Below are 15312 nucleotides of genomic sequence, written 5' to 3'. Positions count from 1 at the left end.
CGCACCCGACCCGTCCCCGCAACGGCGTCATGCAGGCGGTCCGCGGGGGTCCGGCTGCTAGGGTCGGTACGGCGACGTCACGGGGCGTATCGTCCACGTGCGTGGGTCGGCCGTCGTCCATGACGACGCCTCCACACTCCGAAAAAGCAGCGTCTCCCGAGGCGCTCCACACCCAACAGGAGATCCATTGACCGTCAAGATCGGCATCAACGGCTTCGGCCGGATCGGCCGTAACTTCTTCCGCGCCGCTCTGGCCAAGGGCAGCGACCTCGAGATCGTGGCGGTGAACGACCTCACCGACAACGCCGCACTCGCGAACCTGCTCAAGTTCGACTCGATCACGGGTCGCCTCGGCGTCTCGGTCGAGCTCGACGGCGACAACATCGTCGTCGACGGCAAGCCCATCAAGGTCCTCGCGGAGCGCGACCCCGCCAACCTGCCCTGGGGCGAGCTGGGTGTCGACATCGTCATCGAGTCCACCGGCTTCTTCACCAAGGCCGCCGATGCGCAGAAGCACATCGACGCCGGCGCCAAGAAGGTCATCATCTCCGCCCCGGCCACCGGTGACGACGTCACCATCGTGCTCGGCGTGAACGAGGACACCTACGACGCCGCGAACCACCACATCATCTCGAACGCCTCGTGCACCACGAACAGCCTCGCGCCGCTCGCCAAGGTGTTCCACGACGCGTTCGGCATCGAGCGCGGTCTCATGACCACGGTCCACGCCTACACCGCCGACCAGAACCTCCAGGACGGCCCGCACAAGGACCCGCGTCGTGCCCGTGCGGCCGCGCTGAACATCGTCCCGACCTCGACCGGTGCCGCCAAGGCCATCGGCCTGGTCATGCCGGAGCTCGCCGGTAAGCTCGACGGCTTCGCGCTGCGCGTCCCGGTCCCGACCGGTTCGATCACCGACCTCACCCTCGAGACGAAGTCGGACGTCACCGTCGACGAGATCAACGCCGCCTACAAGGCCGCCGCCGAGGGCCCGATGAAGGGCATCCTGCTCTACAGCGAGGACCCGCTGGTGTCGACCGACATCACGACGGACCCGCACTCCTCGATCTACGACTCCGGCCTGACCAAGGTCATGGGCAACCTCGTCAAGATCACCTCGTGGTACGACAACGAGTGGGGCTACTCGAACCGCCTGGTCGACCTGACCGAGTTCGTGGGCGAGAAGCTCTGACCTGATGGCTCTCCGCACCCTCGAGGACCTCGGCGACCTCGCCGGCAAGCGTGTCGTCGTCCGCTGTGACCTGAACGTCCCGCTCAAGGACGGCACGATCACGGACGACGGCCGCGTGCGGGCGTCGCTCACCACCCTGAACACCCTGATCACCGCTGGCGCGCGCGTGGTCGTGGTGTCCCACCTCGGCCGGCCCGACGGCGAACGGAAGCCCGAGTACTCGCTCGCGCCCGTCGCCCAGCGGCTGTCCGAGCTGCTCGGCAAGCCGGTCACCTTCGTCGACGAGACCGTCGGCGACGAAGCGACCGCGGCTGCCGAGGCCCTCGAGGACGGTGACGTCCTGCTGCTCGAGAACCTCCGCTTCAACCCGGAGGAGACCTCGAAGGACGCCGCCGAGCGCACGGCCTTCGCGGAGCGCATCGCCGCGCTCGGGGACGCCTTCGTCTCCGACGGCTTCGGCGTCGTACACCGCAAGCAGGCCTCCGTGTACGAGCTGGCATCGGCGCTCCCGAGCGCTGCCGGTCAGCTCATCGAGCAGGAACTGACCGTGCTCGAGCGCCTGACCAAGGACCCGGAGCGGCCGTACACGGTCGTCCTCGGTGGTTCGAAGGTCAGCGACAAGCTCGGCGTCATCGACCACCTCCTGCCGCGGGTCGACACGATCTGCATCGGCGGCGGCATGCTCTTCACCTTCCTCGCGGCCCAGGGCCACGGGGTGGCGAAGTCGCTGCTCGAGCAGGACCAGCTCGACACCGTGCGCGAGTACCTGTCGCGGGCGATCGAGCTCGGCGTGACGATCGACCTACCGACCGACGTCGTGGTGGCCTCCGGGTTCGCCGCGGACGCCGAGCACGAGACGGTCGCCGCGGACGCCATCGAGTCGTCCGCGTTCGGCACGGACGGCATCGGCCTGGACATCGGGCCCGAGACGGCCGAGCGGTTCGCCCGTGCGGTCGCCGCCTCGAAGACGGTGTTCTGGAACGGCCCGATGGGCGTGTTCGAGTTCCCGGCCTTCGCCGCCGGCACGAAGACCGTCGCCCAGGCACTGACCGAGGTCGACGGCCTCGGCGTGGTCGGTGGTGGCGACTCCGCCGCCGCTGTCCGGTCGCTCGGCTTCACCGACGACCAGTTCGGCCACATCTCCACCGGTGGCGGGGCGAGCCTCGAGTTCCTCGAGGGCAAGTCGCTCCCCGGCCTCGAAGCCCTGGGATGGTCCGCATGACCCGCACGCCGCTCGTCGCTGGTGATGCTCGGGAGGGCACAGCATGAACCGCACCCCCTTGATCGCTGGCAACTGGAAGATGAACCTGGACCACCTCCAGGCCATCGCCACGGTCCAGAAGCTCGCGTGGACCCTCAAGGACGCCCGTCACGACCACGCCGACGTCGAGGTCGCCGTCTTCCCGCCCTTCACCGACCTGCGCAGCGTGCAGACGCTGATCTCGGCGGACAAGCTGTCGCTGGCGTTCGGCGCCCAGGACCTGTCGCAGTACGACTCCGGTGCCTACACCGGGGACATCTCGGGGGCCTTCCTCGCCGCACTCGACGCGAAGTACGTCATCGTCGGACACTCCGAGCGTCGCACCATGCACGGTGAGACCGACGAGGTCGTCGCCGCGAAGACCGCTGCTGCCGTGAAGCACGGCCTGGTCCCGGTCGTGTGCGTCGGCGAGACCGGCGAACAGCGTGAGCAGCGCGGAGCCGGCGTCGTGCCGGTCGAGCAGCTGCAGGTCGTCCTCGGGGCGGTGCAGCCGTCCGAGATCGTCGTCGCGTACGAACCGGTCTGGGCGATCGGCTCCGGCCAGGCCGCCACGGCCGAGCAGGCGCAGGACGAGTGTGCCGCGTTGCGTCGCGGGATCGCCGCTGCCTGGGGTGACCAGGCGGCCGCCGACACGCGCATCCTGTACGGCGGTTCGGTGAAGTCGGGCAACATCGCCGGCTTCCTCCGCGAGCCCGACGTCGACGGCGCGCTCGTCGGCGGCGCGTCCCTCGACGTGCAGGAGTTCGCCGCCATCGCGCGGTTCCAGCAGCACGTCGGTCTCTAGACCACCACCGCCGAGGCGCGACGGGCACCGCCCGTCGCGCCTCGTGCTGTGTCCCTCCCGCACCGCCCAACCAGCCCGGGTCCCGAGCGCGCTCCGCGCGACCGGTATACTCGGATGGCTGACTGACACGAAAGGTACGTCGTGGCGATACTCTCCGTCGTGCTGCAGGTCCTGCTCGCGATCACGAGCCTCCTGCTCACGCTCCTCATCCTCCTGCACAAGGGCCGCGGTGGCGGCCTCTCCGACATGTTCGGCGGTGGTGTGACGAGCAACCTCGGGGCATCCGGCGTCGCCGAGCGCAACCTGAACCGCATCACGGTGATCCTCGGGCTCCTCTGGATCTCCAGCATCATCGTGCTCGGTCTCATCAACAAGTTCACGGCAGGGAGCTGACATGGCATCCGGAGGAAGCGCTATCCGCGGTTCGCGCGTCGGCGCGGGCCCCATGGGCGAACAGGACCGCGGGGTCCAGGCCGAGCGCGTCGCGATCTCCTACTGGGACGCGATGGGCAACGAGGTCGTGCGGTACTTCGCCGCGAGCCTGCCCGACGAAGAGATCCCCGAGACGGTCGATTCGCCGTCCACGGGTCTGCCGGCCGGTCGCGACAAGGAGAACCCGCCGCAGGTCGCGAAGACCGAGCCCTACAAGACGCACCTCGCCTACGTGAAGGAACGGCGGACCGAGGAAGAAGCAGCACAGCTGCTCGAGGACGCGCTCCAGCAGCTGCGTCAGCGACGCGGCACCGCGGCCAAGTAGCCCCAGCACCAGACTGAGAACACGGCGGAGGCCCCCACACCGGATGGTGTGGGGGCCTCGGCCGTTCCCGGCCGTTCGGCGTCGAGCGGGCACCGGCGGGCGGCACCGGCGGGCGGCCGTGGCGGGCGACCAGACGACGGACGGGAGGCCCGGTACCAGCTGGTACCGGGCCTCCCGTCCGTCTGCAGGCGCGTCACGCGCACCGTGCGTCAGTACGTCGACGCGATGAGGTTCTCCGGGACGTCGCGTGCGGCGTCCTGGTCGACGAAGAAGACCGTGCGCTTCCGACCCTGCACGCCGCCCACGGGGACCTCGTCCACGGCCGCGCCGGCCAGGGCGAGGCCGAGGACCGACGCCTTCTCGGCACCGGACAGGATCACCCAGACACGCTGCGAGGCATTGATCACCGGGTAGGTGAGCGTCAGGCGCTGCGCCGGCGGCTTGGGGGAGTCGTCGACGGGGACGACCTTGCGGTCGGTGATGCGCAGCTGCGGGAACTCGGGGAACAGCGACGCGGTGTGGCCGTCCGGTCCGACGCCGAGCAGCGTGATGTCGAACCGGGGCGTCTCGGCGGAGTCCGGTGCTGCGGCGAGCAGTTCGCGCTCGTACTGCGTGGCGGCTTCGTCGATGCTGATGCCCGCGTCCGACGGCGCCATCGGGTGGATGTTCTCCGTGGGGATGCTCACGTGGTCCAGGAAATCGGTCTGCGTCCCGGTGATGTTGCGGTCGGCATCGCCTTCCGGCACCCAGCGCTCGTCGACCCACCAGACGTGGACCTTCGACCAGTCGACGCTCTGCTTCGCCTGCGACTGCCCGATCGCGGCCAGGACGAGGGTGGAGACGGAGCCACCGCTGATCGCGATGTCGGCCCGTCCCTGCTCGTCGAGGACGTCGATGAGCTTCGTGAGGAAGCGTGCGGCGACGGAGGCGCCGAGGGCCTGCTTGTCGGGGTGCACGAGCACCCGCCGTTCGTTGGTCACGTGACTCCTGTGTTCGTGGTGCGGCCGGTGCGACCGGGTCGGTCCGGCCGGCCGTCCGACCTTCCCGCCGCGGACGGCAGCGGGGCAGGACGGACGGCCGAACCGTGGGGTTCAGCCCGCGATGCGTTCGCGGAGCTTGGCCACCCCGTGCTTGACGACGTCTCCGAAGAGGACGTCGGGGTCGAGTCTACGGAGTTCCTCGGCCAGGCAGTCGCGCAGGTTCCGGCGCGGCAGCGACAGGTCGTGCGTCGGCTGGCCGGGCATCGACAGCGTCGCCACGTCGACCAGGGAGCGCTCGAGTTCGATCGTCCCGGACTCGCGGACCAGCTGCACGCCGTGGATGCCGGACGAGCCGGTGGCACGGGGTGAGGTGGTGACCTCGACGGGGACCTTGAGCTGCAGACCGAGCCAGGCGGCGAGCAGCACGGTCGACGGGCTGTCGAACGCGCCGGAGACCTCCACCGCGGTGATCGGCTCGAACGGCGGTTGGTCGAGCGCCGCGGCGAGCTGGTTCCGCCAGAGGGTCAGGCGGGTCCAGGCGAAGTCAGTGTCGCCCGGGGCGTAGGAGTCCGCCAGCGCCATGATGGCCGCGTTCGGGTCCTTCTGGGCGGCAGCGTCGGTGATCCGGCGCTGCGCGATCCGGCCGAGCGGGGACGCCGAGGGCTTCTCCGGCGCGGCTTCCGGCCACCACGCGACGACGGGCGCGTCGGGCAGGAGCAGCCCGGTGACCAGGCTCTCCTCGTCCGCCGCGGTCTCGCCGTACGCACGGAGGACGATGACCTCGCTGGCACCCGCGTCGCTGCCGACGCGGATCTGTGCATCGAGTCGGCCCGGGGACGCGACGTCCCCTTCGTTCTTCGACACGATGACGACGCGCATCGGGTGTTCGCGGGACGCCTGGTTCGCGGCCTCGATCGCTTCTTCCTCACGACCGAGGGCGGTCGAGACGATGAGCGTCAGGACGCGGCCGAGGGCGACCGCGCCGCCCTCCTCGCGGATGTGCACCAGGGTCTTCTGGATCTTCGAGACCGTGGTGTTCGGCAGGTCGATCTTCATGGACGCCTCCAGGTCCGTCCGTCGCGGGCCAGGAGCTCGTCGGCCGAAGCCGGGCCCCAGGTGCCGGGACGGTACTGTTCGGGCTGGCCCTGTGTCCGCCAGAAGTCCTCGATCGGGTCGAGGATCTTCCAGGACAGCTCGACCTCCTGGTGCCGCGGGAACAGCGGCGGGTCACCGAGGAGCACGTCGAGGATGAGCCGTTCGTAGGCCTCGGGGGAGGCCTCGGTGAACGCGTGGCCGTAGCCGAAGTCCATCGTGACGTCGCGGACCTGTGTCCCGACGCCGGGGACCTTCGAGCCGAAGCGGAGCGTGACGCCCTCGTCCGGCTGCACGCGGATCACCAGGGCGTTCTGCCCGAGCGGGGACTGCTCGATGCCGAACACGTCCTCCGGTACGCGCTTGAAGACGATCGCGATCTCGGTCACCCGACGTCCGAGCCGCTTGCCGGCCCGCAGGTAGAAGGGCACGCCCTGCCACCGTCGGGTCGCGATGTCGAGCCGGATCGCCGCGAAGGTCTCGGTCGTGGACTCGGGGTTCATGCCCGCTTCCTCGAGGAACCCGAGCACCTTCTCGCCGCCCTGCCAACCACCGGCGTACTGCCCGCGGCTGGTCGCCATGGACAGGTCCTCGGGCAGCCGGACGGCGGAGAGCACCTTCTCCTTCTCGGCGCGGAGGTGTCCGGCCTTGAACGAGACGGGCTCCTCCATCGCGGTGAGCGCGAGGAGCTGCAGCAGGTGGTTCTGGATGACGTCGCGCGCCGCACCGATGCCGTCGTAGTACGCGGCACGTCCGGCGACGCCGATGTCCTCGGCCATCGTGATCTGCACGTGGTCGACGTAGTTCGAGTTCCAGATGGGTTCGTACATCTGGTTCGCGAACCGGAGCGTCAGGAGGTTCTGGACGGTCTCCTTGCCGAGGTAGTGGTCGATGCGGAACACGTCGTCGGGAGCGAAGACGCTCTCGACGATGGCGTTCAGCTCGCGCGCGGTACGGAGGTCGGAGCCGAACGGCTTCTCGACCACCACGCGGCTCCACGAGCCGTCACGCTTCTCGGTGAGGCCGGAGACCTTGAGCTGCTCCGTGACCACGGGGAACATCTTCGGCGGGATGGAGAGGTAGAAGGCGTGGTTGCCGAGCGTCCCACGCTCGGCGTCCAGCGTGTCGACCGTCTCCTTGAGCAGCCGGAACGCCTCAGGGTCGTCGAACGAGCCCTGGACGAAACGGATGCCCTGTTCGAGCTGACGCCAGACGTCCTCGTCGAACGGGGTCCGCGAGTGCTCCTTGACGGCATCGTGGACGAGCTGGGAGAAGTCCTGGTCCTCCCAGTCACGTCGAGCGAACCCGACCAACGCGAACCCCGGGGGCAGGAGCCCTCGGTTCGCGAGGTCGTAGACCGCGGGCATCAGCTTCTTGCGGGAGAGGTCTCCCGTCACCCCGAAGATGATGAGGGTGCTGGGACCCGCGATCCGGTTCAGTCGACGGTCCGTGGGCAGCCGGAGCGGGTTGTGCTCCGGGGTGATCGCCACCGGTGACATGTCGGTGAACTCCTTTGAATCAGGTGGTGAGTGCAGCCGCGATGACCGCCACCGCCGCGGGGACGTCCCGCGTCGACAGGGTCAGCACCGGGCGGCCGTGCTCCGCGAGGACACTCGCGTCGCCGGCGGCCTGGGCTCGGATGAGCCGGCCGAACGTGAACGGGCGGCCGGGGATGGCGAGGTCGTCCTGCTCGTCGGAGACGATCTGCAGGAACACGCCGTTCGCGGGGCCGCCCTTGTGGTACTGGCCGGTGGAGTGCAGGAACCGGGGCCCGTACCCGGAGGTGACGGGTCGGCCGGTGCGTGCTGCCAGCAGGTCGCGGAGCGACCCGAGGTCGGCACCGGCGGTGCGGTCCGCGTAGACCTGGAGTGCGACGTAGCCGTCCGGACCGAGACCGGCCAGGAGGCCCGACACGGCCTGCGCGAGTGTCGTCCCGGCGTCGAGTCCACCCGTCGCGGACACGGCGATGCCCTGCTCCTCGAAGGCGGGCGCGGAGGCGACCTCGTCGGACGCGGGAGCGTCGAGCAGCGCACGGGCGGCGACCTTGGCGGCCTCCACGTCGGGCTGGTCGAACGGGTTGATGCCGAGCAGACGCCCGGCGACCGCGACCGCGTACTCCCAGACCAGGAACTGACCGCCGAGCGTGCCGGTGATCTCGAGTTCGCCGTCGGCGACGTGCCGCTCGTCCTCGCGGGACCCGACCAGTCGGACGACCTGCAGGTCGGTCAGACCGGCCTGCAGTTCGGGGGCGTCGACGTCGAGCACGACCGGCAGGAGACCGCGGCCGTCCTTGCCCGTCGACTCGGCGATGAGCTGTTCGACCCAGTCACCGAAGCCGAGGATGTGCGTGCCGTCCGCGACGATGCCGATCTTGTCCCGCAGGGGAGCGGTGCCACCGAGCACGGCGCCGAGGACGAGGCCCGGGTTCTCGTCGGTGTCGACGGCCAGCAGCACGCTGATCGCGTCGGCCTCGTCGAGGAGCTCGGCGATGTCCGCACCCGCGAGCCCGGCCGGGACCAGCCCGAAGGCGGTCAGGGCGGAGTAGCGGCCGCCCACGGTCGGGTCGGCCGTGAAGACGCGGTACCCGGCCTGCTGCGCGGTGGTCTCGAGCGCGGAGCCCGGGTCCGTCACGACGACGATGCGCCCGGCGGGGTCGATGCCGGCGTCCTGGAACGCCTGCTCGAACACCCGACGCTGCGAGTCGGTCTCGACGGTGGAACCCGACTTCGACGACACGACGAGCACGGTGCGCTCGAGGTCGGTCAGTGCCGAGCGGACCTGCGCGGGATCGGTCGAGTCGAGGACGACCAGCGGGACGCCGGAGGTCCGGGTGATGACCTCGGGCGCGAGCGACGAGCCGCCCATTCCCGCGAGGACGACCCGGTCGACGCCCTGCTCGTGCAGCTGGTCGCGGAGCGCCACGACCTCGGCGACGAGCGGACGCGAGACCGAGACCGCCTCGACCCAGCCGAGCCGGTTCGACGCCTCGGCCTCGGCCGCCGGACCCCAGAGAGCGGCGTCCTGGGCCGTGATCCCGGACGCCACCAGGTCGGTGACGAGGCGCGGGACCACCGTGTCGATGGCCCGCGCCGCGTCACCGCTGGCGGCGATGGAGACGGTCACTCTTACTTGGCGTTCTCGAGGGCCGTCTTGACGGTGTCGACGAGCTCACCCCAGGAGACGTTGAACTTGTCCACGCCCTCCTTCTCGAGGAGCGCGACGACGTCGTCGTAGTCGACGCCGACGGCCGCGAGCTGGTCCATGACCTGGTTCGCGTCGTCGAACGTGCCGGCGATGGCGTCGCCGTGGACCTCACCGTGGTCGAACGTGGCCTCGAGGGTCTTGCCCGGCATCGTGTTGACGGTGTTCGGGGCGGCGAGCTCGGTCACGTAGAGCGTGTCGGGCAGCGACGGGTCCTTGACACCGGTCGACGCCCAGAGCGGACGCTGCGTGTTCGCACCGGACTCGAGCAGGCCGAGGGCACGCTCGGTGGCGAACGCCTCGGTCCAGACCTGGTAGGCGAGCTGCGCGTTGGCGATGCCGGCCTTCGACTTGAGGGCGGTGGCCTCGTCCGAACCGACGGCGTCGAGGCGCTTGTCGATCTCGGAGTCGACGCGCGAGACGAAGAACGACGCGACCGAGTGGATCTTGGAGAGGTCGTGGCCCGCGGCCTTGGCCTTCTCGAGACCGCCGAGGTAGGCGTCGATGACGGCGCGGTAGCGCTCGAGCGAGAAGATCAGGGTGACGTTCACGGAGATGCCGGCACCGATGACCTCGGTGATCGCCTCGAGGCCCTCGAGCGTCGCCGGGATCTTGATGAGGACGTTCTCCTTGCCGACCTTGTCGAACAGGAACTTCGCCTGCTCGATGGTCTTGGCGGTCTCGTGGGCGAGACCCGGCTCGACCTCGATGGAGACGCGGCCGTCGAAGCCCTTGGTGGAGCTGTAGAGCGGCGTGAAGATGTCGCACGCGTCGGAGACGTCGCGGGTCGTGATCTCGAAGATCGCGTTGGTGACGTCGGTGCCCGCGGCGGCGAGCTCCTTGACCTGGTCGTCGTAGCGCTCGCCCTTGGCGAGGGCCGACGCGAAGATCGTCGGGTTGGTGGTGACCCCGACGACGTTGCGGTCGGCGATGAGGTTCTCGAGACGGCCGGTCTCGAGGAGCTCGCGGGACAGGTCGTCGAGCCAGATGCTCACGCCGACGGCGGAGAGGGCTTCGGTGGGGGTGGTGTCAGTCATTCGCTTCTTCTCTGCTTCGTTTCGTTCGTCGACTCCGGGGAGCCGTGGTCTGTGTGCGGGGGTCGAGCCCCCGGGACGGGAGGCGCGTGGCGGGGCCGCCACGGGCCTCCCGTGCCGACGGGCCGGGTCCGAAGTTCCGGACCCGGCCCGTTCGGGTCAGGATGCTGCTGCTGCGATCGATTCCTTGGCCGCCGAGATGACGTGCTCGGTGGTGAACCCGAACTCCTCGAACAGCTTCTGGTAGTCGGCCGAGGCACCGAAGTGCTCGATCGAAACGCTGCGGCCGGCGTCTCCGACCATGTCGCGCCAGCTCAGCGCGATCCCGGCCTCGACCGAGACGCGGGCCTTGACGGACTTCGGCAGGACCGACTCGCGGTACGCCTCGTCCTGCTCGTGGAACCACTCGAGCGACGGAGCGGACACGACCCGGGCGTTGATGCCCTCGGCCTTGAGCTGCTCACGGGCGTCGACCGCGATCTGGACCTCGGAACCGGTGCCGATGAGGATGACGTCCGGGGTGCCGTTCGGCGCCTCGGCCAGGACGTACGCGCCCTTGCCGACGTTCTTCGCCGAGGCGAAGACCTCGCCGGACGCGTCGCCGTCGCCACGCTCGAAGACGGGCAGGTTCTGGCGGCTCAGCGCGATGCCGGCCGGGCGGTCCTGGTGCTTGAGCATCTCGAGCCAGGCGTACGCGACCTCGTTGGCGTCCGCGGGGCGGACGACGTCGAGACCCGGGATCGCTCGGAGCGCGGTGATCTGCTCGATCGGCTGGTGCGTCGGGCCGTCCTCGCCGAGGGCGATGGAGTCGTGGGTCCAGACGTAGATCGCCGGCGCCTTCATGAGCGCGGCGAGACGGACTGCCGGACGCATGTAGTCGCTGAAGATCAGGAACGTGCCACCGAAGGGGCGCGTGTTGCCGTGCAGGACGATGCCGTTGAGGATCGAGCCCATCGCGTGCTCGCGGATGCCGAAGTGCAGCACGCGGCCGAACGGGTCGGTCGTCCAGGTCTTCGTCGAGGCCTCGGCCGGACCGAAGGACTTGCCGTCCTCGATCGTGGTGAGGTTCGACTCGGCCAGGTCGGCGGAGCCACCCCAGAACTCGGGCATCAGCGGCGCGATGGCGTTGATGACCTTGCCGGAGGCGGCACGGGTCGAGACGGCCTTCTCGGTGCTGAACACCGGGAGGGCAGCTTCGAGGCCCTCGGGCAGCTGCTTGGCCTGGACGCGGTCGAACAGTGCCTTCTTGTCGGCGTTGGCCGCGGCCCACGCGTCGAAGCTCTTCTGCCACTCGGCGTGCTCGGCCTGACCCTTGGCGATCGCGCCACGGGTGTAGTCGAGGACCTCGGGGGAGACGTCGAAGGTCTTCTCGGTGTCGAAGCCGAGGACCTCCTTCAGGCCCTTGAGCTCGTCGGCGCCGAGCGCGGAGCCGTGGATCTTGCCGGAGTTCTGCTTGGTCGGCGACGGCCAGCCGATGATCGTCTTGATGACGATGAGCGACGGCTTGTCGTGGACCTGCTTGGCGGCCTCGACGGCGGCGAAGAGTGCTTCGGCGTCCTCGTGGTACTCGCCGGTCTTCTTCCAGTCGACGACCTGGACGTGCCAGCCGAGCGCCTCGTAGCGGGCGTGGACGTCCTCGGAGAACGCGATGTCGGTGTCGTCCTCGATCGAGATCTGGTTCGAGTCGTAGAACGCGATGAGGTTGCCGAGCTGCTGGCGACCCGCGAGCGAACCAGCCTCGTTCGTGACGCCTTCCTGCATGTCACCGTCGCCGGCGATCACGTAGGTGTAGTGGTCGAACGGCGACTGGCCGGCCGGGGTCTCCGGGTCGAACAGGCCGCGCTCGAAGCGCTGCGCGTAGGCGAAGCCGACGGCGGAGGCGAGGCCCTGGCCGAGCGGGCCGGTGGTGATCTCGACACCGTCGGTGTGGCCGTACTCCGGGTGACCCGGCGTCTTGGAGCCCCACTTGCGGAGGTGCTGGAGGTCGTCGAGCTCGAGGCCGTAGCCGTGCAGGTAGAACTGCACGTACTGCAGGATCGATGCGTGACCCGCCGACAGGATGAAGCGGTCGCGACCGATCCACGTGGAGTCGCTCGGGTCGCGACGCATCACCTTCTGGAAGAGGAGGTGAGCCAGCGGCGCGAGGCTCATCGCGGTGCCGGGGTGACCGTTGCCGGCCGCCTCGACAGAGTCGGCGGCGAGGACGCGGGCCGTGTCGACGGCCTTCCGGTCGATGGCGTCCCAGGTGAATTCAGCCACTTGGATGTTGACCCTTCATTGATGCGACATGTGCGAGGGCTCGTGCCATCGCACGGACATGGTGCCCACCCGGGGCTCCGTCGCGGCGCCGTTGCCGGCGGCCGACCGGCTCGTTCGCGGCCGACGTCTTCGGGGCACGCTGCGGGAGGGCCTCTCCAGCATAGTGAACCGGCACTCAGAAGGTGCCCAGGCGACCGGCTGGCCTCGATGACCGGTCGGAGACCGGTCATCGTCCGGGCGTGTCCCGGAGCCGCTGGGGAGCGGCGGGACATCGTCGTGGCGCCGTCCATCGCGTAAACTGATCGTGATCCGCGACCATTCCGCGGACACGCACGCCCAGACGCCGACGGTGACGTCCACCCGAGCGTGCGAGCTGCAGCGAAACAGACTGAGGTTCCCTTGCCGACTGCCACCGTGACCAGGCCAGACACCGTTCGTCGGTCGATGCTGTCCCGCAAGGTCCGGGCGTACGTCTCGCTCACCAAGCCGCGCGTGATGGAGCTCCTGCTCGTCACCACCGCGCCGACGATGTTCCTGGCCCAGCGGGGTGTGCCCGACCTGTGGCTCGTGTTCTGGACGATGCTCGGCGGCGCGATGTCGGCGGGCTCCGCGTCCGCGTTCAACTGTTACATCGACCGCGACATCGACCGCCTGATGAAGCGCACGAGCACCCGTCCGCTCGTCACCGGCGAACTGTCCGACCGCGAAGCACTCGTGTTCTCGTGGCTGCTGGGCATCGTGTCGACCGTCGTGCTCGTCGTCTTCGTGAACTGGCTCGCCGCCGCCCTGAGCGTCGCCGCGATCCTGATCTACGTCTTCCTCTACACGCTCTGGCTCAAGCGCCGGACCCCGCAGAACATCGTCTGGGGCGGCTCGGCCGGCTGCATGCCGGTCCTGATCGGCTGGGCGGCCGTCACCGGCTCGCTGACCTGGGCCCCCGTCATCCTGTTCATGGTGATCTTCCTCTGGACGCCGCCGCACTACTGGCCGCTGTCGATGAAGTACCGCGACGACTACGACGCCGCCGACGTGCCGATGCTCGCGGTCGTGCGTGGCCGGACCGTCGTCGGACTGCAGGTCGTGCTCTACGCCTGGGCGACGCTGGTCTGCTCGCTGCTGCTCATCCCGGTGGCGAACATGGGGCCGCTCTACACGGTGGTGGCCCTGGCCGCGGGCATCTGGTTCGTCGTCGAGTCGCACCTGCTCTACAACCGAGCGATCCAGCACATGGAGCAGGTGCACCCGATGCGCGTGTTCCGCAGCTCGATCACCTACCTGACGCTGCTGTTCATCGCGGTGGGCATCGACCCGCTGCTGCCGCAGGTCTTCACGTTCACGATCTGACCCACCCGGTGTGACGACGGGCCCGGCCTCTGCGGAGGCCGGGCCCGTCGTCGTTCGCAGAGCCCGTCATCGTCCGATGCCCCCGCCGACGTCCACAGTCCCCGTCGTCGTGGGCTGGGCCCGTCGTCGTCCGCTGAGACGGCGGGGGAGCCGGCGACTCGTGCGGCGCAGGTCGCGGAGCCGGCCATGTCTGATGGGCGAGTCGCGTGGCGGGGTGCGGCGTGCCTCCAGGCCGGTGGCGGCGCCGGCTCAGCCGCGGGGGTCGACGGCTTCGGTGGGAGGCCCGTCGGGTCACGCGGGCCGAACGGGTCGCTGTCCGGGAGGCGCGGACCACCCCGTGCAGACCGCCGCGGTGCCGACGTGGTCGGCCCCACGGCCGCGGACGGTCGAGCCGGATCAGGCCCGGACGGCGTCCCGACCGGCACTGGACCGGGTGGAGAGCACGACCGCGGTCATCGCTGCGACGAGCAGCCCGGCGAGCACCATGTGGGTGCCGACCAGGCCGACCGGCAGACCGGTGCGCGCCTGGGTGAGCCCGACCGCGATCTGGACGAACTCGACGACGAGCAGCAGCAGGACGCTCCGGCTCGAGATGCCGAGGCGGACCGCACCGATCACGAGCACCAGGGTCAGCGCGAAGGTCGCGTAGGCGGGGATCGCGTGCAGGTGCTCCATGAGCTGTGTGTCGAAGCCCGTCCGGTGGACCGCGCCGCCGTCGACACGCTCACTGGCACCGGCGTGGGGGCCGCTGCCGGTGGTGAGGATGCCGATGAGGACGGTGAGGGCGACGGCGACCACGGTGCCGCGGACGACGTCGAAGTACCAGCGCGGCACGATCCGGTCGCGGACGCGGGGGCCGTTCACCGAGCGGTAGACCAGGGCGGCGGTGATGCTCGTGAGCACGGCGGACACGACGAAGTGCAGCCCGACGACGAACGGGTTGAGGCCGGAGATGACCGACACGCCGCCGATGACCGCCTGGACGGGGATCGCCGCGCCCTGGGCGAACGCCAGCCAGAACAGCTCGGGACGCGTCTTGCGCATCCGGACGACCGCCAGGAACATCGCGATCGCGACGACGACCAGGACGAAGGTCAGCAGACGGTTGCCGAACTCGATGATCCCGTGGATGCCCATCTCGGGCGTCGACACGAGCGAGTCGGTGGTGCACTTCGGCCAGGTGGGGCAGCCGAGTCCGGAGGCGGTCAGGCGCACCAAGCCGCCGGTGCCGATGAGCACGACCTCGACCACGAACGACGCCCAGGCGAGGACCACGACGCGCGGGTCGACTGTGCGGGGGAGCGACCACCAGGGGGTCGGGGTCCGGACGTCCTGCTCGACGGTTGGTCCGACGCGAGTCACGAGGGTGGTGCCTTCCTGTTGTTCCGGGCCCTGGACCTGTAGGATT

General features: G+C 69.7%; 13 protein-coding genes. 6 read left to right on the top strand and 7 right to left on the bottom strand.

Features of this window, described 5'->3' with window-relative positions:
• Nucleotides 1-187: 187 nt before the first annotated feature.
• The 5 genes from gap to DEI97_RS09360 all read left to right on the top strand — a co-directional run bounded on the left by gap (nucleotide 188) and on the right by DEI97_RS09360 (nucleotide 3994).
• Nucleotides 188-1192, top strand: coding sequence for a type I glyceraldehyde-3-phosphate dehydrogenase (gene gap / locus DEI97_RS09380; RefSeq protein ID WP_111073543.1), 1005 nt, complete (start codon nucleotides 188-190; stop codon nucleotides 1190-1192).
• Nucleotides 1193-1196: 4 nt separating this feature from the next.
• Nucleotides 1197-2414 carry a phosphoglycerate kinase gene (locus DEI97_RS09375; protein ID WP_111073542.1) on the top strand — a complete coding sequence of 406 codons (1218 nt, stop codon included), beginning with the start codon at nucleotides 1197-1199 and terminating at the stop codon, nucleotides 2412-2414.
• A gap of 43 nt (nucleotides 2415-2457) precedes the next feature.
• A complete protein-coding gene (gene tpiA / locus DEI97_RS09370) occupies nucleotides 2458-3237 on the top strand; it encodes a triose-phosphate isomerase (RefSeq protein ID WP_111073541.1) in 780 nt (259 codons plus the stop codon).
• 141 nt (nucleotides 3238-3378) lie between these two features.
• Nucleotides 3379-3630: a preprotein translocase subunit SecG gene (gene secG / locus DEI97_RS09365; RefSeq protein ID WP_110825023.1), complete on the top strand. Its 252-nt coding sequence runs from the start codon at nucleotides 3379-3381 to the stop codon at nucleotides 3628-3630.
• 1 nt (nucleotide 3631) lies between these two features.
• Entirely contained in the window at nucleotides 3632-3994 is a 363-nt protein-coding gene (locus DEI97_RS09360) for an RNA polymerase-binding protein RbpA (RefSeq protein ID WP_111073540.1), read from the top strand.
• A gap of 209 nt (nucleotides 3995-4203) precedes the next feature.
• Here DEI97_RS09360 and pgl read toward each other — a convergent pair whose 3' ends face one another.
• The 6 genes from pgl to tkt all read right to left on the bottom strand — a co-directional run bounded on the left by pgl (nucleotide 4204) and on the right by tkt (nucleotide 12560).
• Nucleotides 4204-4974 carry a 6-phosphogluconolactonase gene (pgl, locus tag DEI97_RS09355; protein WP_111073539.1) on the bottom strand — a complete coding sequence of 257 codons (771 nt, stop codon included), beginning with the start codon at nucleotides 4972-4974 and terminating at the stop codon, nucleotides 4204-4206.
• Between the two features lie 111 nt (nucleotides 4975-5085).
• On the bottom strand, nucleotides 5086-6030 hold the full coding sequence (locus tag DEI97_RS09350) for a glucose-6-phosphate dehydrogenase assembly protein OpcA (RefSeq protein WP_111073538.1): 945 nt from the start codon (nucleotides 6028-6030) through the stop codon (nucleotides 5086-5088).
• Nucleotides 6027-7565, bottom strand: a complete 1539-nt coding sequence (gene zwf, locus DEI97_RS09345) for a glucose-6-phosphate dehydrogenase (protein WP_111073537.1) — start codon at nucleotides 7563-7565, stop codon at nucleotides 6027-6029. Before zwf ends, DEI97_RS09350 begins: the two co-directional genes overlap by 4 nt.
• A 19-nt stretch (nucleotides 7566-7584) precedes the next feature.
• Entirely contained in the window at nucleotides 7585-9189 is a 1605-nt protein-coding gene (locus DEI97_RS09340) for a phosphoglucose isomerase-related protein (protein WP_111073536.1), read from the bottom strand.
• A gap of 2 nt (nucleotides 9190-9191) precedes the next feature.
• A complete protein-coding gene (gene tal / locus DEI97_RS09335; protein ID WP_111073535.1) occupies nucleotides 9192-10304 on the bottom strand; it encodes a transaldolase in 1113 nt (370 codons plus the stop codon).
• 156 nt (nucleotides 10305-10460) lie between these two features.
• Nucleotides 10461-12560, bottom strand: a complete 2100-nt coding sequence (gene tkt, locus DEI97_RS09330; protein WP_111073534.1) for a transketolase — start codon at nucleotides 12558-12560, stop codon at nucleotides 10461-10463.
• A 414-nt stretch (nucleotides 12561-12974) separates the two neighbouring features.
• Here tkt and DEI97_RS09325 point away from each other — a divergent pair, with 414 nt between their 5' ends.
• Nucleotides 12975-13904: a heme o synthase gene (locus tag DEI97_RS09325; RefSeq protein ID WP_258376619.1), complete on the top strand. Its 930-nt coding sequence runs from the start codon at nucleotides 12975-12977 to the stop codon at nucleotides 13902-13904.
• A 396-nt stretch (nucleotides 13905-14300) separates the two neighbouring features.
• Here DEI97_RS09325 and DEI97_RS09320 read toward each other — a convergent pair whose 3' ends face one another.
• Nucleotides 14301-15266 carry a COX15/CtaA family protein gene (locus DEI97_RS09320; RefSeq protein ID WP_111073532.1) on the bottom strand — a complete coding sequence of 322 codons (966 nt, stop codon included), beginning with the start codon at nucleotides 15264-15266 and terminating at the stop codon, nucleotides 14301-14303.
• Nucleotides 15267-15312: the final 46 nt, after the last annotated feature.

Source organism: Curtobacterium sp. MCLR17_032 (assembly GCF_003234795.2).
Lineage (GTDB): Bacteria > Actinomycetota > Actinomycetes > Actinomycetales > Microbacteriaceae > Curtobacterium.
Note: the sequence above shows the minus strand (reverse complement) of the source record. Positions and strands in the feature narration are given on the sequence as shown.

Excerpts from the sequence above, each read along its gene's own strand:
- DEI97_RS09375 (WP_111073542.1), top strand. The coding sequence starts at position 1,197 with ATGGCTCTCCGCACCCTCGAGGACCTCGGCGACCTCGCCGGCAAGCGT.
- tpiA (WP_111073541.1), top strand. The coding sequence starts at position 2,458 with ATGAACCGCACCCCCTTGATCGCTGGCAACTGGAAGATGAACCTGGAC.
- DEI97_RS09360 (WP_111073540.1), top strand. The coding sequence starts at position 3,632 with ATGGCATCCGGAGGAAGCGCTATCCGCGGTTCGCGCGTCGGCGCGGGC.
- DEI97_RS09350 (WP_111073538.1), bottom strand. The coding sequence starts at position 6,030 with ATGAAGATCGACCTGCCGAACACCACGGTCTCGAAGATCCAGAAGACC.
- zwf (WP_111073537.1), bottom strand. The coding sequence starts at position 7,565 with ATGTCACCGGTGGCGATCACCCCGGAGCACAACCCGCTCCGGCTGCCC.
- tal (WP_111073535.1), bottom strand. The coding sequence starts at position 10,304 with ATGACTGACACCACCCCCACCGAAGCCCTCTCCGCCGTCGGCGTGAGC.